Genomic DNA, 22,141 nt, shown 5'->3' with positions numbered 1-22,141 from the left:
ATCACGATAGCAGATGTAGCGTTAGGATCTGTTACAACTGTAAGATTACATGGAAAAGGCAATAAGTACCGGACAGTCGTGTTATCAGATGCAACAGCAAAGCTTGTTGAAAACTATCTTAGCCGGTATCGTTCATACGCTGTTGGAACAGATCCGCTAATAACTAACCGTTATCAACACAAGATTGACCGTGATGGTATTTCTTATATCGTCAAAAAATATGCTGATGCACTTCGTAAAGAAGATGCAGCATTTCCGGAACATGTGCATTGCCATATGTTTCGGCACTCGAAGGCAATGCATATGCTGGAGGCCGGTATCAACATCATCTATATCAGAGACTTTCTCGGACATGAAGACATTTCTACAACGATGATTTATGTAAGAGCTGATAACCGCCTGAAAAATGATGCAATCAATGCGCTTGCTCCTAAAGTTGCTGATGAGACTAATCTTCCTGACTGGAACAAAGACAAAGATCTTTTACAGTTTTTAAATTCCTTAAAATAATAGAGAGTGTTATGCCGAGTTCAGAAAGTGAAAACACTGATAAATCCTACGAATACCGGATGTATCTCGGCATAACATCTATCTCGTCATAAGGGTCGTTATGCCGAGCTCGGCATAATGAACCTTGTGGCGAACCTTCCTCTGTTTCCATCACCACTCCATTCTCCATTACCCCACTTTTCAGATAACGCTTAATCAACTGTACCACCCGTTCGTCCTTTACTGTCTTGCGTAGTAAGTTAATAAGGATTTCATGGTTAAGTGTATCAAAGTATTTCGATAAATCTAAGGATACTGCATATGTGTATCCTTGTTCCGCATACTCCTTCACTTTAAGTATTGCGTCTTTGGCGCTTCTGCCCGGACGATAGCCAAAGCTACCATCTGCAAACAGCGGTTCATAGATTGGCACTAACTGTTGCGTTATTGCCTGTTGGATGGTACGGTCTATCACCGTTGGTATGCCAAGCTTTCGCACACCACCGTCTGGTTTTGGAATTTCAACCCGCCTTACCGGAGATGGGGTATATTTTCCTCTGAGTATCCGGTTTTTCAGTTCCTGTTGATGTTCCTTTCGATATGGCAGGGTTTCTTCGATACTCATTCCATCAATACCTGCCGCTCCTTTATTCGCCTTCACTCTTTTATACGCTCTGTTTAGATTATCTTTGTACAGTATCGCTTCCAGGAGTTTCGGCTGTGCACTGTCTCTTTCTTTCCATATCCGATTGAATGACCTTGACGCTTTCGCATACCTTTCATGTTCCGCACTATCTCTTTGCGAACAGCCACTGTTTGTGTTTTCTGTCATAATCAGTCATTCCTCCTTTCCCAGTCATACTCAAGACTCCTACTGATTCGGTCCTTCACCTTTCGGCTACTATGACCTCTGCTGACTTCTGTGCGTTCAGCACTGCTTTGTACAGTGGTTACTCCTTTCGGAGCATACCGCACAGACCTCCCCGGGTACCACACGTTTCTTCCTCTCCATCCATCGGCCTCATCTATCACGCATGATTCCGTGTAGTTATTGGGCTTTGACTTGGTGCGCAGCCTTACCCTCATGCATAACCTTATATGAGATTTCTGTTCGTCAGACCAGAGATTTGCCCGTGGTTAGTCTGTTCCCACATCCGGCTTCCTTCAGATTCCACCTCACGATGGACACCTTGGCCTTCGGCTATATCCTTCCCACTACCGGGCGGATTCGGGACTTTAACCCGTTAGAAACGTGCGCCGCCAGGCGCACGCAGCAAAAAAAGCAGCCCATATAGACTGCTTTTTGTTTATAGATTTTTAACCACCACTTTACACCGTTTTCTGCAGAATGCAATTCCATATGCAAGAATATCATTTCGTCCATCTTCACGAAGTTCTGTATCGTATCTGCGGTCCTCGATCTGTTCCAGCGCTCTTTCACACGCCTGATCGAGATCATGCAGAGAACGGACGTATTTCAATTCCACTATGATTCCCGCATCCGGATTTTTCGGTTTGAGCCGAATATCCGCAAAACCATCTCCAGATTCTCTGTTTGATTTCACAACCCAGCCAGAATAATTTTTCAAAATACCAAGTAAAATGCCGTGATAAAAAATTTCTTTTTCTTCATTCCGTGCCTTTGTATCGAAAACACGGATCGTTTCTCCGAGAAACATCGTCAGTTCCTGCTGGATCGTCTCCGCCTCTCCTTCCAGAAATCCCTGATTGATTTTATTTGTAGATGCCCTGTTGTTCGCAACGATCTGATTAAACCATTCGCGGATCTTCAGAACAAAAACTTCGCGGACTTCCTGATTCGGAATGATCAGCTTGTACACGCCATTTTCAGCTTTTCCAAGCCGTGTGAGATATCCGGTTGTAAAAAGCACACTCCATATATTGTCGATGCTGTTGTCAATTTCGTCATAAGTCAAATCCGAACGAATTCTCTTTTCAACTGCATTTCCTGCAATCAACTGTTCGATCTCGTCTTTTGTCGTGATATCAGCCTGTTCAATAAAGCGTTTCACAAGATCATTTCCGCTGCTGTTGATCCAATAGGACTTAGGCTGCACATTTGGATCGCTCACTAAATCGTCCACATAGTTAATCACATCCCAGGGACAATAGATATCTGCGTCGCCGAAATGATAACCGTCATACCACTCTTTCACTTTCTCGAAATGTTCCTGCAGATTGTAATTTGCAAGAAGTTTTTTTACCCCTTCATTCGTAAAGCCGAACTCTTCATCATAGCGAACGTCGTCTGCTGCATAAACTTTGAAATTGTTCAGTCCTGTAAAGATACTTTCTTTGGAAACCCGGAGACATCCTGTCAGTACAGCAAATTGCAGATCATCATTCGTCTTCAGCGCTTGTCCGAACAATCCCCGAATCAGTGAAACCATTTCTTTATAGTATCCATGCTGAAACGCTTTGTCGAGAGGAACATCATACTCATCAATCAGAATCATGGCCTTCTGACCATAATGCCGGCATAACAGCTGTGATAATGTCTGCAGGCTGGAGACAAGCATATCCTCATCCATGGAATATTTACCATTCACTAAATGGATGATCGCCCGATATTTGCTCCTCTCATTTTCCGTCAGTTTTTCACTGTCCGCTAAAAATGCAAATCGCTCTGCTTCCACCCCGATCAACTCCGTTAAACGGTATTTTGCGGCTTCAAAGGATAAGCCGTCAATTCCTTTGAGTGACAGGAAAATAACGGGGTACTTTCCCATATATTCCTCACACAGCTTTTGGTTCCGGGAAATATAGAGACCATCAAACAGCGTTCGATCTGTTCCAATTTCAAAAAAACTCTTAAGCTATTTAAGGTTTTTCCAAATCGGCGTGGTCTGGTAAAAAGATTCAAAAAGAATAAGGCAGCTAATGCATAAATACTAATATAGATAATCGCCATTCGCTGATATTCTTTTAAAGCAGAATAATTATAAATAGCAACCATTGCAAAGAAAAGCACAAAAAGAGTATTCTCATTAAACAAATCTACCATCGTACATGCCATCCTCTGTAATCATCATTATTTATCGTAAATGTCAAAAACTGCGACTCTATCATACTAATGCCCAAAATAATACAACATTAATCACAAGCAAAGATTTCGATAATCAATACCCGTTTATTTTACCACATTTCTGAGATAATAGCTTCAACAATATTTTTAATAGATGGTATATCATATGCCTAATTGTATTGTTCTTTTCTCAAAATCAAGTTTTTTTATTCAAAAAGCCCAATCAACTATAGCAAATTCACTACCACCCGATCCACTCCACACAGCTTCAACATCTCTCTCATTCTCTTCCAAACATCCAAATCCACCCCAAACAACGAATTATATCTCCCCATCATCCGCAGATGCTCCGGATATAAAAACGCCTGTTTTTCGCAAAACCTCGGGCATTCCCGCACCGGCATCTGCGCGCTGCGGCTTCCTTTGGTGCACGCTACGTACAGTGGACAGTACTGCGAGGTATTGGTCTGATAAAAGGGAAGATGCATACTGTTTTTTCCTTCCGGGAACTTCCCGGTACCGGTATTGCCGCAGCTCTCCCATTCATACCGCTCGATCTGGAATTCTGCTTTCAAATATTTACGGTAAAATGCCGCGTGGACGCTGTTTTTCTCAAATAGTGTGCGGTCTCCCAGCTTGTAGGCCATCCTGGGATCTTTTTTTCGCTTATTAAGCAGAATGCCTAGACAGATGGAAAACACAGGAAAATGAGCGGCCAGATGAGCGGTTCCCCAGTCATTTACAACAAGCTCAACGGTTTTATTCTTTCGTTCGCACCATTCAGCGAGGCGCTGCAGCCGCTGCTGTGTTTCCGACAGATTTTCTTCCAGCAAAAATGGAAACGTAAGCGTAATTGAAAATGACTCCCGACAGGCTTTGTCCATCAGTGCAAACAGTTCCTCTTCCGTTGGCGCCAGATGCGGGCAAAAAGCATTTCCTATATAGAGCCGGTCCGGGTGAAAAAGCGGCGGATCTGGAATCTGGTTTTTCCGAAAATAAGCATCAAAAAACACCCCACTTTCCATCGAAAGATACGCCTTATACCATTCCGGCCGGTCCAGTTCGAGCGCCAGCTCAATCGGCTGCCCGGATCCGGCAGCACTATTTTGCAATGCCACAAAGGTTTCCTTCGTAATTCCGGAAAACCATACTTTTTTCTGCTCTTCCAGACTTTCCAGATGAAACGCGTCCTGCTCCGCAGGATATCCTGTCATCTGTTCTGCAAGAGCGGCATCATCGTCCTCCATTTTCCAGCGAATATACTGGCTGTATTGCAGGGCAAGGTGCTGTACCGCATTTCGATAATCTTCTTGTTCCGTGGCGAAGGTATAAACAACATCAAAATCTTCCTCTTTTTCCTGCAGAAAAGTCGCATCACGAAGAAGAATCCGCTGGTAGGATGCCGTTTTCTGATCGTAAAATGCCAGTTCCCACGGTGCGTTTTTCTGCTCCGCTGTGGCCGGTGCCGCGAGGCGGGTCTGAAAGCCATATTCCGAAATTGCCGTAATCCGCACTTCCTTATCTCCCCAGTATCCCGCCAGGATTCCGAACGGCAGCATGGAAATCCATGGCCATTGACTGATTTCTTTTTCCCGTTCTTTTTTCTGTTTCATTGATTCAAATCTCCCGTTTTCTGCTACCATCCAGTATACCTGTTTTCCTGGAAAACTCAAATAAAAAAATCCATCCATACCCAAGAGCAGTCTCATCAAAGGCCTCCCAGTTATGGATGGATTTTTATTTTCTACCATATGTAGTCTGGCTGCATTATTTTCCCGTCAGACCCGGCAAAGCCTGTAGAAACATCTGCGAACCTGCCTATTTTGTAAACGTCTCAATCAACTCTTTGGCATCATCATATCCCTGTCCTTCCAGTTCTTTCTGATACCACTCGTCCACGCCGTCTACCGCCTGTTTGAAGGAATCAATGTCCATATCCTCATAATTGGTAATGGTAACACCATTTTCATTCTGCCAGCGGTTCATGATTTCATCATCACAGGCGCGGTTGATTTCACGCTCGTACTGTGTTGCAAGACGTCCGCACTCATCGATTACTTCCTGCTGCTCCGGTGTCATACTGTCATAAATGTCTCCGTTAATACAGAAGAACAGACAATCATAAATTGCATTCCACATCGAGCAGTACGGCTGTACTTCCTGTACGCTGGCTGCATCGATTGCCGGAAGCGGATTTTCCTGGCCTTCTACGGTTTTCTGTTGCAGGGCGGTATAGGTCTCGGACCAGTTCATGTTGGTGGCATCGGCGCCCCAGCGTTTGTAGCACTCCATCAGCAGGTTGCTTCCTGCGACACGGATTTTCAGGTTCTTCATATCATCGACGGTTTTTACTTCCTGCTTGCTGTTGGTCAGTTGACGGAAACCGTTCTCGGCGATTCCCATGCAGTGCAGGCCGTCCTCATCAAGGATCTCTTTCAATTTTTCGCCTGCCTCGCCGTCCAGTTTTGCATCCGCATCTTCTACGGAATCAAACAGGAACGGAAGGGATACGACGTTAAATCTCGGATCAAATGCAGAGTAAATCAGGTTGCTGTGCATTGAAATCTGTACCGGATCTCCATCGATCAGTGCCTGGATACCTTCGGACTGGTTTCCGTTGGTCAGCTGGTCTGCGGCATATACGTTGACTTTGATCTTGCCGCCGGTTGCTTTTTCGATCAGCTCACCGAACTTCCGGCCGCCTTCTGCCCAGGTACTGGTTTCTGTCGTGGAGCAGGTGAAGTTCCAGGTCTGCTCCGGCCAGTCGAGATCGCTTCTGTCTTCTACATCGTAGGTGCTTGCAGAAGATGTATCTTTCTTTGTAAAGGCTTCAATCAGATCTTTGGCATCGTCATAGCCCTGGCTTTCCAGTTCGTTCTGATACCAGGCATCTACACCGTCTACCGCCTGTTTAAAGGAATCGATGTCCATATCTTCGTATTTTGTGATCTTGACACCGTTCTCGTTCTGCCAGCGGTTCATGATCTCATCGTCACCGGCACGGTTGATCGCACGTTCGTAATCGACGGCTTTCTGTCCGGCCTCATCGACAACTTTCTGCTGCTCCGGGGTCAGGTTGTTATAGATATCTCCGTTAATACAGAAGAACAGGCAGTCATAAATTGCATTCCACATCGAGCAGTACGGCTGTACTTCCTGTACGCTTGCTGCATCGATAGCCGGGAGCGGATTTTCCTGGCCTTCTACGGTTTTCTGCTGCAGGGCGGTGTAGGTCTCGGACCAGTTCATGTTGGTCGCATCGGCGCCCCAGCGTTTGTAACACTCCATCAGCAGGTTACTTCCTGCGACACGGATTTTCAGGTTTTTCATATCATCGACGGTTTTTACTTCCTGCTTGCTGTTGGTCAGCTGGCGGAAACCGTTCTCGGCGATTCCCATGCAGTGCAGGCCGTACTCATCGAGGATTGCTTTTAATTTTTCGCCTGCGTCGCCGTCCAGTTTTGCATCCGCATCTTCTACGGAATCAAACAGGAACGGAAGAGATACGACGTTAAATCTCGGGTCAAACGCAGAGTAAATCAGGTTGCTGTGCATCGAAATCTGTACCGGGTCTCCGTTCATCAGTGCCTGGATTCCCTCGGACTGGTTTCCGTTGGTCAGCTGGTCTGCGGCGTATACCTTGACTTTGATCTTGCCGCCGGTTGCTTTTTCCATGAGCTCGCCGAACTTGCGTCCGCCTTCTGCCCAGGTACTGTTCTCGGTGGTGGAGCAGGTAAAGTTCCAGGTCTGCTCTTCCCATCCAAGGTCACTGTAATCAGCGATATCATTGTAATCCTCATTGCCGGAGGAATTTCCTGCTGTGCTGCCATCCGCACCATCGCCACTGGAAGTATCGGAATTCGTTGCTGCAGCTACCGTTCCGGTATAAGCTCCGTCTTTTGCCAGCGCTTTTGGAAGGAATGTGGAAATCTGCGGAACATACGTAATCAGAAGCAGAACCGCTACCGATGCCGCGATCATTGGCATAACAGCTTTGGAAATCTGCTGAATGGTAACTTCCATTCCTTTTTTCAGTTTTACGGAAATGGCAACAAACAGGTTGACACCAACCGGTGGAGTTACCTGTCCGATGGCCAGGTTGACGGTTGCCACGATACCGAATGCTACCAGGTCATAGCCAAGGGCTTTGCAGACCGGAAGCATAATCGGGATGAAAATATACATGGCAGAGTTTGCATCGATAAAGCATCCTGCAATCAGGAAAATGATATTGACAATCAGAAGGAATACAAACTGGTTATGAGCAACGCTTCCAAGAAGATCCGATGCTGCCTGCGCAATACCAAACTTTGTGCAGACAAAGGAGAACAGAGAAGCACTTGCGACGATCAGCATAATTCCACCGGTTGTTTTGGCAGAATCTACCATCAGATCCCACAGGTCTTTCAGTTTGATCTCTTTATAAATAAAGATTCCGACAAACAGACCGTATACAACGGAAACGGCAGCTGCCTCGGTCGGGGTGAAAACACTTCCATAGATACCGCCAAGGATGATGACCGGCATTAAGAATCCCCAGAAAGCATCTTTAAAAGCATCCCATCTTTCTTTGGCTGTTGCTTTTTTCTGGGTCGGCTGAATGTTGTGTTTCTTTGCCTCCAGAAGAACAACGATGACAAGGGCCACACCCATCAGAATACCAGGAACGATACCTGCTGTGAACATATCGGCAATGGATACGCCTGTGATGGATGCATAAACAACGAATGCAATACTCGGCGGTATGACGATCGCAATCGAACTCGACGTCGCCATCAGGGCCGTGGAAAACGGAGCAGAAAATCCGCCGCGCTCAATCATGGCAGGGATCAGAACCATGCCAAGTGCTGCTACGGTTGCCGGACCGGAACCGGAAATCGCGCCAAAGAAGCAGGCTACGATAACGCATACGATCGCGATACCGCCCTTTTTATGGCCGACGCAGGTGTCGACGAAACGAATCAGTCGTTTGGAAATGCCCGCTTTTGCCATAATGTTTCCGGACAGTACAAAGAACGGAATGGCAAGGAGCAAAAATTTACTGATACCGGAATACATATTGGTTGCTACGATGGTCAGGGATGTACCGGAGTACAGGATCGCGCAGATCGAAGACAGACCAAGGCAGATGCCAATCGGGATACCAAGGATCAGAAAAACAAAGAATGAAAGAAAAAGAATTGCACTGATCATTTTTTCTGTCCCTCCTCTTTTGCTTTTACGAATGTATCAATCAAATATTCGATCATGTGCAGCGTCATGCAGGCTGCGCCGATCGGTACGAAAGACCAGAAAATCCATTCCGGCCAGTTTAAAACGAACGTTCTCTTTCCGTTGGCAAGCTGGGTCAGTACCTTGTCCATGCCGTATTTAAACAGAACTACGGTAAAGGCAACACTAAATACTGTGTTGACAACCAGCAGGATTCTTCTCGCCTTCGCAGAAAGACGGTCCGGCAGTAAAGAAAGATTGACCAGCTCTCCGTCACGGGCAGCGAGCGCTGCAGCGAGAAGTGTAATCAGGACAAATACCGCAACAACGAGTTCCTCGGTAAATGACCAGGATTGATGCAGAATCTTACGGGACAGGACATTTCCGACCGTAAGCACAACAATCAGGATCGTGGACAGCACAAGAATCAATTTCTCGACAAATGCCACGCCGTTCATGATTTTTTTGTACACTTTCATATGTTTCCTCCCTTTTCCTGTCTGCGCGTGTTTGGCAGCAGGATTTGTTTCTTGCCAGGCTGTATTACCGGTGTTTCTGCATAAAAAAAGCCGCCCCACGATAACCAGGGACGGACCATATTTTTTCCGCAAACCACCCTTGTCTCTCCTTTGAAACAAGTACGAATACACGCACAAGCATACGCGGTTTCTGTAACGGGAAACTCCCGTGAAAACCTACTGGAATCCTGTCTTTATCTTAATGAAACAATAAAAACAGTTCTTTGGGTTTCCCTTCTCCGAGATGATGTTCAATCCGGACACGCTGCTGTCTCGCACCTTCTCCGACAGCTCTCTGCAAACGCTTTTTCCGCATTTACTTTTTCTCTTCCCAGAATTTATCTTACACGACGGCTGTAATTTTAGCGCGATTTTTGTCATTTGTCAAGAATTGGTTCTGAAATTTTGTTATAATTTTGAAAAACCGTAAAATTTTCGGTTTGCTGTTCTGCTTCGATTGCAGCACCTTTTTTCCTTGCTATTTTCCCACAGATACGATAAAATAACAGACAGATAAGATCCGATGCGACGGGTCTTTTTTCTCGGCATTCTGCCACGATTTTTACTACCCAGAAAAGAGGAACAGCAACTATGAAAATAGATCTTAGAACGATTCCGGATGCAGAGGTTTCCGGCATTGACCTGATGGACGTTGATATCACACTCCCGGCTCCGGAAGCAGAACCGCAGCGCCAGTATTACTTTATGGCGCTCTTAAAACAGCAGCTCGTCCCAGAACGCGCGAAAAAGAACGGCAAAGAATTCCTGACTGCCTGTATCACAACATTCGGATGCCAGATGAACGCCCGCGATTCTGAAAAGCTCGAGGGAATCCTGGAAACCGTCGGCTACCACATTGTGGAGACCGAGGATGCTGACTTTGTCGTTTACAATACCTGTACCGTCCGTGAAAACGCCAATCTTCGCGTCTACGGCCGTCTCGGACAGCTTGGCAAATACAAAAAGAAAAATCCGGGCATGATCATCTCCCTCTGCGGATGCATGATGCAGGAGCCGCTCGTTGTCGAAAAGCTCAAAAAAAGCTATCATTTCGTTAACCTGATTTTCGGAACCCACAATATCTACCGCTTCGCTGAATACCTTGTCCGCTGTATGACCGAGGACCGCATGGTGATCGATATCTGGAAAGATACCGACAAGATCGTGGAAAATCTTCCGGTTGACCGGAAATATCCGTTCAAATCCGGTGTCAATATCATGTTCGGTTGCAACAACTTCTGCAGCTACTGTATCGTACCGTATGTGCGCGGCCGCGAGCGCAGCCGGAAGCCGGAGGAAATCGTTGCAGAGATCAAACGCCTCGTTGCAGACGGCGTTGTGGAGATCATGCTGCTCGGTCAGAACGTCAACTCTTACGGAAAGAATCTTGAGGAGCCGATGACGTTTGCCCAGCTTCTGCGCGAGGTTAATAAAATCGAAGGGCTGAAACGCATCCGTTTCATGACCTCCCACCCGAAGGATCTCTCTGAGGAGCTGATCGATGCGATGCGCGACTGCGAAAAGGTCTGCCTCCATCTTCATCTCCCGCTCCAGTCCGGAAGCAGCCGCATCTTAAAGCTGATGAACCGCCGCTACACGAAAGAGCAGTATCTTAACCTTGTTGACCGCATCCGCGCGAAAGTACCGGATGTCTCCCTGACAACCGATATCATCGTCGGTTTCCCTGGCGAGACAGAGGAAGATTTTCTCGAAACGATGGATGTGGTACGTAAGGTCCGCTACGACAGCGCCTTTACCTTCCAGTATTCCAGAAGAACAGGAACACCGGCTGCCGCTATGGAGGATCAGATTCCGGTCGATGTTGTGAAGGACCGTTTCGACCGTCTTCTTGCTGAAGTACAGGAAATCTCCCGTGAGGTAACGGCAAGACATACCCACACAGTTCAAGAAGTTCTCGTCGAGAGCATCAATGAACAGGATCCGTCCCTTGTGACCGGCCGTATGAGTAACAATACGCTCGTTCATTTCAAAGGTGATGCTTCCCTGATCGGCACGCTGCAGAATGTATATCTGGATGAGTGCCGCGGTTTCTATTACATGGGAACACCGGTGGAAAACAACTAAATCTTTCAAAAACAAAAATCCCGGATTTTCGGTTCCTGCTTTTACGGCAGGTATCCAGAATCCGGGATTTTTATTTTTACTTCGAAACACCTTTTGACAGCCGCACCTGATACACCAGATACGTAACCATCAGCATCGCTCCCGCGCCAATCCATGCGGAAATCTCAGCGAATGCGACACCGCGGAACGCAAAGTGCGGAACCGCAATCTGAACGATGCCGACACGCATCACAACTTCAACAACACCGGAAATCATCGGCAGTACCGTTTTTCCCATGCCCTGGCAGGCGTTTCGGAATACGAAAAGCCATCCAAGCGGAAACAATGCGATTCCGGTGAGCGGAAGAAAGATACAGGTGTAGGAAATGACGGTCGGATCGTTCAGCATCAGAGATGCCAGGAATTTCGGCGCGAAAATTTCCAGCGCCGCAAACGGCAGATTGACCAGAATCGACAGGATCACACCGGCCCATACGCCGCTCTTGATTCTGTCATACTTCTTTGCTCCATAGTTCTGTCCGGTAAAGGTCAGAAGCGCCAGTCCGACGGTCACACCCGGCTGCTCAAACAGACCGCAGACCTTCATGCATGCCGCATACGCAGCTACATAGGCGGTTCCCATCTGGTTAACAAAGACCTGAAGCACCATTCCTCCGATGGCAGTAACAGAATTCATCACTGCAACCGGAAGACCTTTTCCGGTCAGCGCGGCAAGAATTTTTCCATCCGCTTTCCAGTCCCCCTTCTGTGGAAGCAACTCCGGTGCACGGAGGATGTGCCAGAAGCAGTACAGCGCGGAAATCGCCTGCGCCAGAACCGTGGCAAGTGCTGCTCCAAATACACCCATGTGAAGCGGAAACACAAAGAGAAGATCCAGCACAATATTGGCAATGGCAGAAAGCACCATGGAGACGAGCGGAACCTTGCTGTTTCCGACCGAGCGGAGCAGTGTCATCACAAAGTTATTGAAAATCGTGATGGTGCTTCCGGCCAGGATTGTTCCGAAATACACGAGAGTATCCGTCATCATATCCTCCGGCGTCTGCAGAAAGATAAACAGCCGCCGCATCAGAAGCAGGCTGAACGTTGTGATCACGATTCCGATGGCAAGGCAGATATAGACCGACATGGCAATCTCTTTCCGCAGCTTTTTTGTATCGTTTGCACCAAAAGAATGCGAAATACAGATGCCAAGGCCACCCGTCAGTCCGACGGCAAAGCCGATAATCAGAAAATGAACGGAGCCTGTGTTTCCAACTGCGGCAAGCGCCGTATCTCCGATTCCTTTTCCGACAACCATGGAATCCACGAAGCTGTAAAGCTGTTGGAACAGATTTCCGATCAGAATGGGCAGGAAAAACTGAAAAATCAGTTTCATGCTGTTCCCTCTTGTCATATCATTTGTTGTGTTCTGCATGGTATTTTTTCTATCCTGTCCTTTCTCTTTTAGAATTTCCTGTTTCTTTATTGATTCCCCCTCGTCTTGTCAAGACCGCAAAATGCGGCTATAATAGAGCATAACTTAGACGAAAGGTTTTTACATCACTGGCATGAACAATTTATACGAATACATCGATCCAATTGCTTCCCCCTATGAGGCATTTCTTTCTGACAGCACCCGCGATCTCCTGCCGATTCCGGCGCACTGGCATTATTATGTAGAACTTCTCTACGTCCGCAAAGGCGAAATCGAAGTTTCCCTTGACAATGTCGTATCCACCTGCACGAAGGGCGCTGTCATTCTTTTTCCGCCCAAATGCGTCCACTCCATCGCTCTTGCGAGAGGTTCTTCTCCAGTTCAGTACGATGTGATCAAATTCGATCCCAATCTTCTGCCGTCCTGCAAAACGGATGAAATCGATCTGCGCGCCATGCTGCATGGGATTCACGCCTACCGCTGTTCCTGTATCTTTTCTCCGGAACAGACGGCCCAAATGAATCTTTTTCCGCTTTTTTCCGATATTCTTTCCGAATATCAGAATAAAGAATTCGGTTATTCGATGGTATTAACTGCCGATCTTCGGAAAATCGTCACCAAATTTGCGCGGATCTGGCAGAAAAATGGTGATTTCTTTCTGGCTCCCGGCGTTCATCCTTCTTATGAAATCAGGTTTGACCTGATTTCCGAATACATCGATTCCCACTACTTTGAGGAGCTGACCGTAGAAAAACTGGCCGCGATGTGCAATATGTCGCACTCCACCTTTTCCATGAATTTCTACCGCCGGTACAATATGACCTGCAAGGAATACATTACAGCAACCCGGATCAATGCAGCCGAAAATATGCTTTTGTTTTCCAGCCACGACATCTCGTTTATCGCGCGGGAGGTCGGTTATACGGACTGCAGTTACTTTATCCGCTGCTACAAAAAACTGAAAGGCGTCACGCCGAAGCAGGCACGAAAACTCCAGCTTGGACGGTAACGATCATCTGTTTTCGAATTTTTTCAGAGAAAGAACGCACAGGCATTTGCTGCACGCTCTTTCTTTTTTATGTATTTCTTTAAACTTTTTCCTTATCTCTCTGCAGTCTCATAAACGCTTCTTACGCGGTATGCGCCCGATACGCCGGTTCCCTCTGCGGTGAAGTCTGCGGTCGGCAGAATGCGGAAGGTCTTTGTTCCGGCTTCCATATCCACAAAGTTATCGTCCAGACGAAGCACACCGTTCTCAGTCTCTACGCTGACAGATTTTGCAAAGTTCTCTGCGGTTACGGTTACGGTATCGCCGTCTACTGATACAGAAAGCTTCGGATCTGCAAAATGGTAATGCTTCGGTGCGCAGAACAGAGTTGATCCGGAAGATACTACGTTTCCATCAACAACCAGCTCATAGGTCAGATGAACTTCCAGCGGATCCTGATCGTTGAAATCAAGATGCGGCATCCACTGTCCGCCGTAAGCCGGTGCATTCACCTCGAAGGCTCCCTCTTTGACTACGGAAGAATCCGGACGGCACAGGGACCATTTTACGGTTCCGACGATCGGCTCACCGGTCTCATTGGCAACATGAAGGTCTGCACTGACATCAATCGGATGCGGCAGTGTGTTGACAAACGGTTTCTGATCGATCTCTCCGTGCTCCTCGCAGGAAAGCAGGACCGGTGCAAACATCTTCTTCTCTGCGTACTGCAGGGCTTTCCAGTTTCCATAGTAGTCCACGCTTGCCCAGGATGCTACCGGCCAGATATCGTTCAGCTGCCATACAACAGCACCCATGCAGGTACCGCGGAAGCGGCGGAAATGCTCAACGCCGTAACGGATCGCATCGGCCTGAAGAAGCTGTGAGCAGTACAGAAGCTCGTCGAAGTTCTTCGGATACAGGTATGTCTGTGAAATGTAGTTCAGGATCTTTCCGTTGGCAGCCGTATTTCTCTGGTGCATTTCCATGACACGGGAGAAGATGTTGCGGTCGCCGTCTTCGGTAAACCGTTTTACAGTCTGCAGTGCCGGGAAGGACTGGAATCCGAACTCGGACAGGAAACGGTAATGATGGGAACGATAAGCGGTGAACGGCTCGCTTCCGTGCCATACACCCCAGTAATGGGTATCGCCGACGTTCTCTGCATTGCTGTTTTCGTAATTTCCGCCTGAAGACGGGGATGACGGCCAGTAGAATTTCTCCGGATCCTCTTCTTTGACGATTTTCGGAATGATGTACTCATACAGATGGATGTAATCATACGTCTGTTTCTTAGATTTCTGCCATGCCAGCGTTTCGTACTGGGTTTCCATCTCGTTGTTTCCGCACCATAGAGCAACACTTGCATGAGAACGGAGTCTGCGCATATTCTGACGGATCTCCGCGGAGATATTCTCTTCGAAGTCATCTGTCAGCTCGTAGGATGCGCAGGCAAACATAAAGTCATGCCAGATGAGGAGTCCTCTCTCATCGCAGACATCATAGAAAAAGTCATCGAGGAAGTATCCGCCTCCCCATACACGCAAGGAGTTAAAGTTTGCCTCCTGTGCGGATTTCAGCAGCAGATCGGTACGCTCTCTCGTCTGACGGGTTAAGATATTGTCCTCCGGAATGTAGTCAGCGCCCATCGCGAAGATCTGCAGTCCGTTGATTTCATACGCAAAGTTACGGCCCTTTACGGTCTTTGCAGGTTTATCGGTAATGATGATTTTTTTCTCACCGTTGGTCATGATCATGTTGTCGCCGTCATCGTAATCCGGTGACTGGCCGGTCATATGCTCATCAAAGACTTCATCTTCCATCACGTCAGTATTTACGGTGATGGTACGAAGACCCATCTTCTTCTCCCAGGTATCCAGGATATCGTCTGCAACGAGCTCCACCTTTACCTGATACAGTGCCTGTGCACCATAGCCGTTCGGCCACCACAGCTCCGGATTTTCTACGGTAAGGGAAGCCTGTACATGATTGCTGCGAAGATCACAGGTAAGTCCGGTCAGATTCTTTGCCGGTGCAGAATTGGTCAGCGGATCCATTGTGCCGCTTTCTGCGGTCAGAACGGTTTTTCCATCCGGGGAAGTAACGGTCATTACGATCTTTACTTTACCGTCGGTTACACCCGGCATCCACTCGATTTCAGCATCTGCGGTCAGGCGGACGAAGTCAACCACATTTCCATGAACGTTTTTTCCAGTTACATGATGCTCCTGTCCTACAAATACCTGTGCCAGACGGGCAGTTTTTACTGCGAGAACAGAAGCCTCACGGAACAGTCCTGCATCTGGAAGACGCGGACCCCAGTCCCAGCCGTACATGCAGGCTGCTTTACGAATATGCGGGAATCCCGGCATTGCATCGGATGCTGCTCCAACCGGGCATTTTGCTTCTTCTTCTGCGATGAATTTTGTCGGGGAATGCAGAACCACTTTTACCTGATATACGGTATCGGCTGCATCACCTGCAACAAGATCGGTAATATCATACTCCCAGACACGGTTCATGTTGTCTGCGGAGCCGATTTTCTCTCCGTTCAGATAAACATCTGCGATGGTATCAATTCCGTCGAAGTGTAAAAACAGACGGTCCGCTTTTCTGTCTTCCTCACTGATCACGATCGTTGTCTCGTATGCGAAATCGTTCTCCATCAATTTCAGTGCATCGAGCTCATTGTCACGATAAAATGGCTCCGGGATCAGGCCTTTCTCCAAAAGGGTGCCGTAAACGGTAGACGGTACCTTCGTTTCAATTGGAGTTTCCGGAATATCGTAAACATTTTTTCCGAGGACAGTTAATGTCCAGTTGTCTTTCAGACATATTGTATGCATTACAGTATGTCCCCCTTTCTTCATAGTTTCTGCTTTTTCGCGTAGTTTCGCCACGCTTTTCACTTTATTTTTATCTTACTGCTTTTTTAACCAAAATGGTACAAAAAAGCTCTTGAAAAATAGGAAAAATCTCCAAATGCGAAACGATTTTAGAAAATTCCGGAAACAGTGAGACAAATTCTCAATCATCACTTTGACAGATCTAGAAAATGTGATAGAATAAAAATGTCGGCATCCTGAGAAAAAATGCCGGCAGTATTTTTCGAAAAGAAAGATGAGGAAAAAATTATGATACCAGAAAGATTAGCTGCTCTCCGCGAAAAAATGAGAGCCTACGGCGTGGACGCTTATCTGGTTCCGACCGCCGATTACCATGAATCTGAATATGTAGGAACTTACTTTAAAGCAAGAACGTATATCACAGGCTTTACCGGTTCTGCCGGAACCGCCGTTATTACCCAGGATGAAGCGTGCCTCTGGACCGACGGCCGCTACTTCGTACAAGCAGTCAAAGAGCTTGCCGGAACCGGCGTTACTTTAATGAAAATGGGACAGGAAGGTGTTCCGACCGTAGAGGAATACCTGCAGGCAAATACAAAAGAAGGCATGACCATCGGCTTCGACGGCCGCGTTGTCAATGAGATGCTCGGTGAGACACTGGAAAAGACACTTCCGGAGCGTTTTCTCTCCTATCGAAGTGACCTGATCGGTGAAATCTGGTCCGACCGCCCAGCACTTTCTGCAGAACCAGTATGGCTTCTTGATTCCAAATATACCGGCGAGTCCGCTGCTGACCGTCTTGCAAAAGTCCGCGAAAAGATGAAAGAGAACGGTGCCGAGGTGCATATCCTGACCGCACTTGACGATATCGCCTGGATGCTGAACATCCGCGGAAACGATATTCCGTGCAATCCGGTTGTCCTCTCCTACCTCATTCTGACCGAAACCGAAGGCCATCTGTTTATTCAGGAAGCAACTTTAAATGATGAAGTAAAACAGTATCTTGCCGGTCTTGGTATTTCGATTCATCCATACGATGCTGTCTATGATTTCGCTGCCGGCATCACAGGAAAAACGATTCTTCTGGAGAAAGCCAAAGTCAACTACACGATCTGCCAGAGCGTCATGGGTGAAAACACGATTGTCAATGTGATGAACCCGGCTTCCTCCTTAAAGGCATTGAAAACACCAGTTGAGATGGAAAATATCCGCAAAGCCCACGTCAAAGACGGCGTTGCTGTAACCCGTTTCGTTTACTGGTTAAAGAAAAACATCGGCAAAATCCCGATGGACGAAGTTTCCGTTGCAGAGAAACTGGAATCCTTCCGAAAAGAGCAGGAAGGCTACATTGAGCCGAGTTTCGGAACCATCTCCGCTTACGGCCCGAATGCCGCTATGTGCCATTATCAGGCAACGAAAGAAGATTTCTCCGTTCTACAGCCAAAAGGCATGTACCTCGTGGATTCCGGCGGACAGTATTATGAAGGAACAACCGATATCACAAGAACCATTGTTGTCGGACCGCTGACTGAGGAAGAAAAAGAGCATTTCACCATCACCGCGATGGGAACCCTGCGTCTTGGAAACGCAAAATTTCTCCATGGATGCATCGGCATCAACCTCGATTACCTCGCAAGACAGGCATTCTGGGAGAGAGGTCTTGACTTCAATCACGGAACCGGCCACGGCGTCGGCTATCTCTTAAATGTCCATGAGCGTCCAAACGGTTTCCGCTGGAAAATGGTTCCGGAGCGCATGGAAAATGCCGTTCTCGAGGAAGGCATGCTGACCTCCGACGAACCAGGTATCTATATTGAAGGAAGCCACGGTATCCGTACCGAGAACCTCATGCTCTGCCGCAAAGCAGAAAAGAACATGTATGGCCAGTTCATGCGCTTTGAGTTCGTTACCATGGTTCCGATCGACCTCGACGGTATCGATACGCAGTATATGACGGAGAAAGATGTCGAGCTGCTGAATAATTACCACAAAGAAGTGTATGAGAAGATTTCTCCTTATCTGGAAGGGGACGAAAAAGAGTGGCTGAAAGAAGCTACCCGCCCGATTTCCAAATAAGTTCTTTCTATAACATCAAAAAACCGATGTTCTGTGCGTGTTATTTTCACAGAACATCGGTTTTTCTCATTTCTTTTCCTTATAATACTTTCGATAAAAATTCTCTCAGGCGCGGGTGCTGCGGATTTGCGAAGAATTCCTGCGGCGTATTCTCCTCCTGAATATTTCCCTCGTTGATAAAGACGACGCGGGTTGCCACCTCTCTGGCAAAACCCATCTCGTGTGTAACAACGACCATGGTCATGCCCGATTCGGCAAGCTCTTTCATAATTTCCAGAACCTCTCCTACCATCTCCGGATCGAGTGCAGAAGTCGGTTCGTCAAACAGCATGACATCCGGATTCATCGCAAGGGCGCGCGCGATGGCGATTCGCTGCTTCTGTCCGCCGGAAAGGCTTCCCGGATAGGCATCTGCTTTGTCCGGCAGTCCGACACGGGTCAGAAGCTCCATCGCTTTTTTCTCTGCTTCTTCCGGTGTCATTAGTTTTAACGTCACCGGAGCGAGCAAGATATTTTCCTTAACGGTTTTGTGCGGAAACAGATTGAACTGCTGGAATACCATTCCGATCTTCTGACGCACATGGTCAATGTCAGTTTCCGGCGCCGTGATGTCAACGCCCTCGAAGTAAATTTTTCCGCCGGTTGGAATTTCCAGACGGTTTAAGGAGCGCAGAAACGTCGATTTTCCGGAACCGGAAGGACCGATAACGGCGACAACTTCTCCCTGACGGATCTCTGTGCTGATTCCGTCTAAAACTTTATTATCCTCGAAGCTCTTCTGCAGATTTTCAACTTTAATTAATACTTTTTCGTTAGTGGTCACTCTTACGCAGTCTCCTTTCCAGTTTGCCCATGAAATAGGTCAGAATCATAACAAGAATCAGATAAAAGATCGCTGCGGAGAGAAGCGGAACCAGCGCATCGTACGTACGGCTCTGTACCAGGGTTGCTGCTTTTGTAATATCGATGGTTCCAATATAGCCGATGATGGCGGTCTCTTTCAACAGCACGATCATCTCGTTGATCAGCGCCGGAAGAACATTTTTAAACGCCTGCGGAATGATAATCAGACGCATGGTCTGTGCCGAATTTAAACCAAGGCTTCGTCCCGCTTCCGTCTGTCCTTTATCCACAGACATGATTCCGGAACGGAAGATCTCGGCAACGTACGCACCGGAGTTAATACCGAATGCAATTCCGCCGATCACGATATTGTTCAGGTTTACGGTTGCAAAAATAACGGAATAGAAAAACAGAATCTGAATCATGGACGGCGTTCCGCGGATAATCGTCAGATAGACGCGTGCCACAATGTTCAGAAGTTTTAATTTACCGGTCTGCTCGTGTGTCGAACGGATCAGCGCGATGAGAAGTCCGAGCACAACACCGATGCACAGTGCAATTACTGTGACAAGCAGCGTCGTCTTCAGACCGGTCAGCCACCACTCTGTAGCACCGTTGTCTACAAAGTAGCGGTTAAACTGATGCTGTAAATTTTCCATAGAATACATCTCTCCTTTGTGGTTTCATTTCCTGCAAAAAGAGCGGCTGCACCATTTTGCCTGGCGGACAGCCGCTCTTTTTCCTCTTATTAGATTACTTTCTTACAATAACAACCTGCGTTGCATTTGCGTAAGTATCGGTGAAATCAACACTCTCCTCACGCTCCGGAGTAACGGTCATTCCGGCTGCGCCGAAGTCTGCTTTTCCACTGTTGACAGATGCAAGGATGGTTTCAAATGACATATCCTCGATTTTCAGCTCATAACCAAGCTTGTCGCAGATTGCCTTGGAAATGTCGGCATCGATACCAACGATATCATTTCCCTCTTTGTACTCCCACGGCTCGAACTCTGCGTTGGTTGCCATGGTAAGCGTTCCCTTGGAGTGGTCTGCGTCTGCCGGGGATTCATACGGATGCTGTCCGACTTCATCACCAATGTAGTTGCTCATGATCTCATCAAGAGTTCCGTCCTCTTTCAGCTCTGCCAATGCAGTGTTGAACTCGTCTCTTAACTCATTTCCTTTTTTGAAGCACATCGCGTACTCTTCGGTATCAAAAATGCCTTCTACAATTTTCAGATCATCGTTTGCTGCAACGAATTTTTCTGCCGGCAGGGAATCGATGACAACACAGTCAATCTTTCCGTTTTTCAGTGCCTGAATAGCATCGGCGCCTTTGTTGTAACGCTGCATCTGGGAATCTGCATTAACGGCATCGCTCGCCTGAGAATCACCTGTTGTTCCGGTCTGTACACCAATCTTCAGATCTGCCAGATCCTCTACGGATGTTACTTCTACTTTCTTTGCGGTAGATGCAGAACTTCCGCATCCTGCCATCGAAACAGCAAACAAAACGGACATTGCAAGTGCTGTTGCTTTTTTTGCAAAATTCATTTTCATAATAATCTCCTTCTCTCCTCATGTAATGTATATTTATTCACTTCCCCTTATTATAACAGCATCTTTCTGAAATGCAAGGAAAAACGGAAAAAAAAGCAACAGAAATACAAAAGACAGCCCGGGGGTTCTTCCATGGCTGTCTTTCCGTTTTTGTATTCAGTCCGTATTTTTTCCGTCTGCTGCTGTGCAGCGCAGGATCCGCTGAATGCTCTTTTCCGATAAAGCATATTCCTCTGCGAGTTCGGAAACTCTGCTTCCGTTTTGATGTTTCTCGCAAATTTCTCGGTTTCTTTTTTCATAATGATTCTTTTTAAGATTTTCTTCATCGCCGTCTTTTTCTTGCAGACCACGCTTTGTAGAAACAGAGTGTCACCATCCTGTTCCAGCACAACGAAACAATCCAGATCCGTTGCATAAAATACCTGTTCCAAACCAGCTGATAAAAATTGCTGCAAGGGCAATCCATTCAGCAAGATCTATCACATTCAAACCAGATAGTTACTCACATACACAATACCTCTTTCCAGACTCCCCGGACTTCCGCGGAATGCCCACGCTGCGGCATCACTCGCCAGAAGAACGGCACAGGAAAGCTGCACCAGAAGCATCCGGTATTTTTTCTTTTTCTGATCCATATCCCTGCTCAAAACCATACAGAGGGCCGCAATATTTGTTTTGTCCTTCCTAAAACAGCAAAAGAAAACCCTCTCATACCGCCTTTCTCTGCGTATATGAGAGGGTTCCTGTTCTTACGCCTGTCCCAGTACGTGGTCGGAAATTCTTCCGTAGACGGAGATCAGGTAGAGGCCGCAGATGCCGACAACCGCGTAGATGATGCGGCTCAGCCACGTCATGTTTCCGAAGATCAGGGCGACGAGGTCGAGGCGGAAGAATCCGATCAAGCCCCAGTTGACGGCTCCGATGATTGCAACGGTGAGTGCGGTGTAATCCAGTCCTTTCATGTAAAGAAACCTCCTTTTTCCGGATTTTGTATCGTCTTTTTATCTCTTCCGGTTTCTTTATAAAGAATTTCCCAAAAGGAGGCAGATTATGCATTTTCTTTGA

Annotated in this window: 14 protein-coding genes and 2 pseudogenes; 4 read left to right on the top strand and 12 right to left on the bottom strand. The window is 47.1% G+C overall.

Going from position 1 to position 22,141, the window contains the following annotated elements:
• Complete coding sequence (locus DWW13_RS19005; protein WP_199674848.1) at nucleotides 1-510, top strand: tyrosine-type recombinase/integrase; 510 nt, start codon at nucleotides 1-3, stop codon at nucleotides 508-510.
• A gap of 121 nt (nucleotides 511-631) precedes the next feature.
• Here the strand turns inward: DWW13_RS19005 and DWW13_RS09895 are convergent.
• The 5 genes and pseudogenes from DWW13_RS09895 to DWW13_RS09865 all read right to left on the bottom strand — a co-directional run.
• Nucleotides 632-1,321 (bottom strand): annotated as a pseudogene (locus DWW13_RS09895) (reverse transcriptase domain-containing protein); the annotation flags it as partial.
• 475 nt (nucleotides 1,322-1,796) lie between these two features.
• Nucleotides 1,797-3,373, bottom strand: a pseudogene (locus DWW13_RS09880) (AAA family ATPase); the annotation flags it as partial.
• 389 nt (nucleotides 3,374-3,762) lie between these two features.
• Complete coding sequence (locus tag DWW13_RS09875) at nucleotides 3,763-5,148, bottom strand: hypothetical protein (protein ID WP_147398323.1); 1,386 nt, start codon at nucleotides 5,146-5,148, stop codon at nucleotides 3,763-3,765.
• Between the two features lie 205 nt (nucleotides 5,149-5,353).
• On the bottom strand, nucleotides 5,354-8,728 hold the full coding sequence (locus tag DWW13_RS09870; RefSeq protein ID WP_118719999.1) for a TRAP transporter large permease subunit: 3,375 nt from the start codon (nucleotides 8,726-8,728) through the stop codon (nucleotides 5,354-5,356).
• Entirely contained in the window at nucleotides 8,725-9,225 is a 501-nt protein-coding gene (locus tag DWW13_RS09865) for a TRAP transporter small permease (RefSeq protein WP_118719997.1), read from the bottom strand. The genes DWW13_RS09870 and DWW13_RS09865 overlap by 4 nt, the downstream gene beginning before the upstream one ends.
• Nucleotides 9,226-9,909: 684 nt before the next feature.
• Between DWW13_RS09865 and miaB the strand changes: the two genes are divergently transcribed.
• Nucleotides 9,910-11,349 (top strand): tRNA (N6-isopentenyl adenosine(37)-C2)-methylthiotransferase MiaB, encoded by a 1,440-nt coding sequence (gene miaB, locus DWW13_RS09860; protein ID WP_118720023.1) that lies wholly within the window; start codon nucleotides 9,910-9,912, stop codon nucleotides 11,347-11,349.
• Between the two features lie 76 nt (nucleotides 11,350-11,425).
• On the opposite strand, the gene DWW13_RS09855 is transcribed toward miaB, so the two are convergent.
• On the bottom strand, nucleotides 11,426-12,727 hold the full coding sequence (locus DWW13_RS09855) for an MATE family efflux transporter (protein ID WP_158579767.1): 1,302 nt from the start codon (nucleotides 12,725-12,727) through the stop codon (nucleotides 11,426-11,428).
• A 172-nt stretch (nucleotides 12,728-12,899) separates the two neighbouring features.
• Here DWW13_RS09855 and DWW13_RS09850 point away from each other — a divergent pair, with 172 nt between their 5' ends.
• Nucleotides 12,900-13,775, top strand: a complete 876-nt coding sequence (locus tag DWW13_RS09850) for an AraC family transcriptional regulator (RefSeq protein WP_022462373.1) — start codon at nucleotides 12,900-12,902, stop codon at nucleotides 13,773-13,775.
• Nucleotides 13,776-13,867: 92 nt separating this feature from the next.
• Here DWW13_RS09850 and DWW13_RS09845 read toward each other — a convergent pair whose 3' ends face one another.
• Nucleotides 13,868-16,597, bottom strand: a complete 2,730-nt coding sequence (locus DWW13_RS09845) for a beta-mannosidase (protein WP_158579766.1) — start codon at nucleotides 16,595-16,597, stop codon at nucleotides 13,868-13,870.
• A 288-nt stretch (nucleotides 16,598-16,885) separates the two neighbouring features.
• Here DWW13_RS09845 and DWW13_RS09840 point away from each other — a divergent pair, with 288 nt between their 5' ends.
• The gene (locus DWW13_RS09840; protein WP_118720021.1) at nucleotides 16,886-18,673 is read left to right on the top strand and encodes an aminopeptidase P family protein; all 1,788 of its coding nucleotides are present in this window, start codon (nucleotides 16,886-16,888) and stop codon (nucleotides 18,671-18,673) included.
• Nucleotides 18,674-18,752: 79 nt separating this feature from the next.
• On the opposite strand, the gene DWW13_RS09835 is transcribed toward DWW13_RS09840, so the two are convergent.
• From DWW13_RS09835 to DWW13_RS09815, 5 genes are all read right to left on the bottom strand, one after another.
• Nucleotides 18,753-19,496: an amino acid ABC transporter ATP-binding protein gene (locus DWW13_RS09835; RefSeq protein WP_055217779.1), complete on the bottom strand. Its 744-nt coding sequence runs from the start codon at nucleotides 19,494-19,496 to the stop codon at nucleotides 18,753-18,755.
• Nucleotides 19,486-20,175, bottom strand: coding sequence for an amino acid ABC transporter permease (locus tag DWW13_RS09830; RefSeq protein WP_055217777.1), 690 nt, complete (start codon nucleotides 20,173-20,175; stop codon nucleotides 19,486-19,488). Before DWW13_RS09830 ends, DWW13_RS09835 begins: the two co-directional genes overlap by 11 nt.
• A gap of 94 nt (nucleotides 20,176-20,269) precedes the next feature.
• Nucleotides 20,270-21,076 carry a transporter substrate-binding domain-containing protein gene (locus DWW13_RS09825; RefSeq protein ID WP_055228259.1) on the bottom strand — a complete coding sequence of 269 codons (807 nt, stop codon included), beginning with the start codon at nucleotides 21,074-21,076 and terminating at the stop codon, nucleotides 20,270-20,272.
• 485 nt (nucleotides 21,077-21,561) lie between these two features.
• Complete coding sequence (locus DWW13_RS18840; protein ID WP_156327598.1) at nucleotides 21,562-21,711, bottom strand: hypothetical protein; 150 nt, start codon at nucleotides 21,709-21,711, stop codon at nucleotides 21,562-21,564.
• Nucleotides 21,712-21,825: 114 nt separating this feature from the next.
• Nucleotides 21,826-22,038, bottom strand: coding sequence for a DUF378 domain-containing protein (locus DWW13_RS09815; protein ID WP_055228257.1), 213 nt, complete (start codon nucleotides 22,036-22,038; stop codon nucleotides 21,826-21,828).
• Nucleotides 22,039-22,141: the final 103 nt, after the last annotated feature.

The organism is Blautia sp. AF14-40, from assembly GCF_003479665.1.
GTDB lineage: Bacteria > Bacillota > Clostridia > Lachnospirales > Lachnospiraceae > Fusicatenibacter > Fusicatenibacter saccharivorans.
This window is presented reverse-complemented; position numbering and strand designations above follow the sequence as displayed.

What these genes read in the sequence shown, in the direction of transcription:
- DWW13_RS09875 (WP_147398323.1), bottom strand. Translation starts at nt 5,148, where the DNA reads ATGAAACAGAAAAAAGAACGGGAAAAAGAAATCAGTCAATGGCCATGG.
- DWW13_RS09870 (WP_118719999.1), bottom strand. Translation starts at nt 8,728, where the DNA reads ATGATCAGTGCAATTCTTTTTCTTTCATTCTTTGTTTTTCTGATCCTT.
- DWW13_RS09865 (WP_118719997.1), bottom strand. Translation starts at nt 9,225, where the DNA reads ATGAAAGTGTACAAAAAAATCATGAACGGCGTGGCATTTGTCGAGAAA.
- miaB (WP_118720023.1), top strand. Translation starts at nt 9,910, where the DNA reads ATGGACGTTGATATCACACTCCCGGCTCCGGAAGCAGAACCGCAGCGC.
- DWW13_RS09855 (WP_158579767.1), bottom strand. Translation starts at nt 12,727, where the DNA reads ATGAAACTGATTTTTCAGTTTTTCCTGCCCATTCTGATCGGAAATCTG.
- DWW13_RS09850 (WP_022462373.1), top strand. Translation starts at nt 12,900, where the DNA reads ATGAACAATTTATACGAATACATCGATCCAATTGCTTCCCCCTATGAG.
- DWW13_RS09845 (WP_158579766.1), bottom strand. Translation starts at nt 16,597, where the DNA reads ATGCATACAATATGTCTGAAAGACAACTGGACATTAACTGTCCTCGGA.
- DWW13_RS09840 (WP_118720021.1), top strand. Translation starts at nt 16,886, where the DNA reads ATGATACCAGAAAGATTAGCTGCTCTCCGCGAAAAAATGAGAGCCTAC.
- DWW13_RS09830 (WP_055217777.1), bottom strand. Translation starts at nt 20,175, where the DNA reads ATGGAAAATTTACAGCATCAGTTTAACCGCTACTTTGTAGACAACGGT.
- DWW13_RS09825 (WP_055228259.1), bottom strand. Translation starts at nt 21,076, where the DNA reads ATGAAAATGAATTTTGCAAAAAAAGCAACAGCACTTGCAATGTCCGTT.
- DWW13_RS18840 (WP_156327598.1), bottom strand. Translation starts at nt 21,711, where the DNA reads ATGGATCAGAAAAAGAAAAAATACCGGATGCTTCTGGTGCAGCTTTCC.
- DWW13_RS09815 (WP_055228257.1), bottom strand. Translation starts at nt 22,038, where the DNA reads ATGAAAGGACTGGATTACACCGCACTCACCGTTGCAATCATCGGAGCC.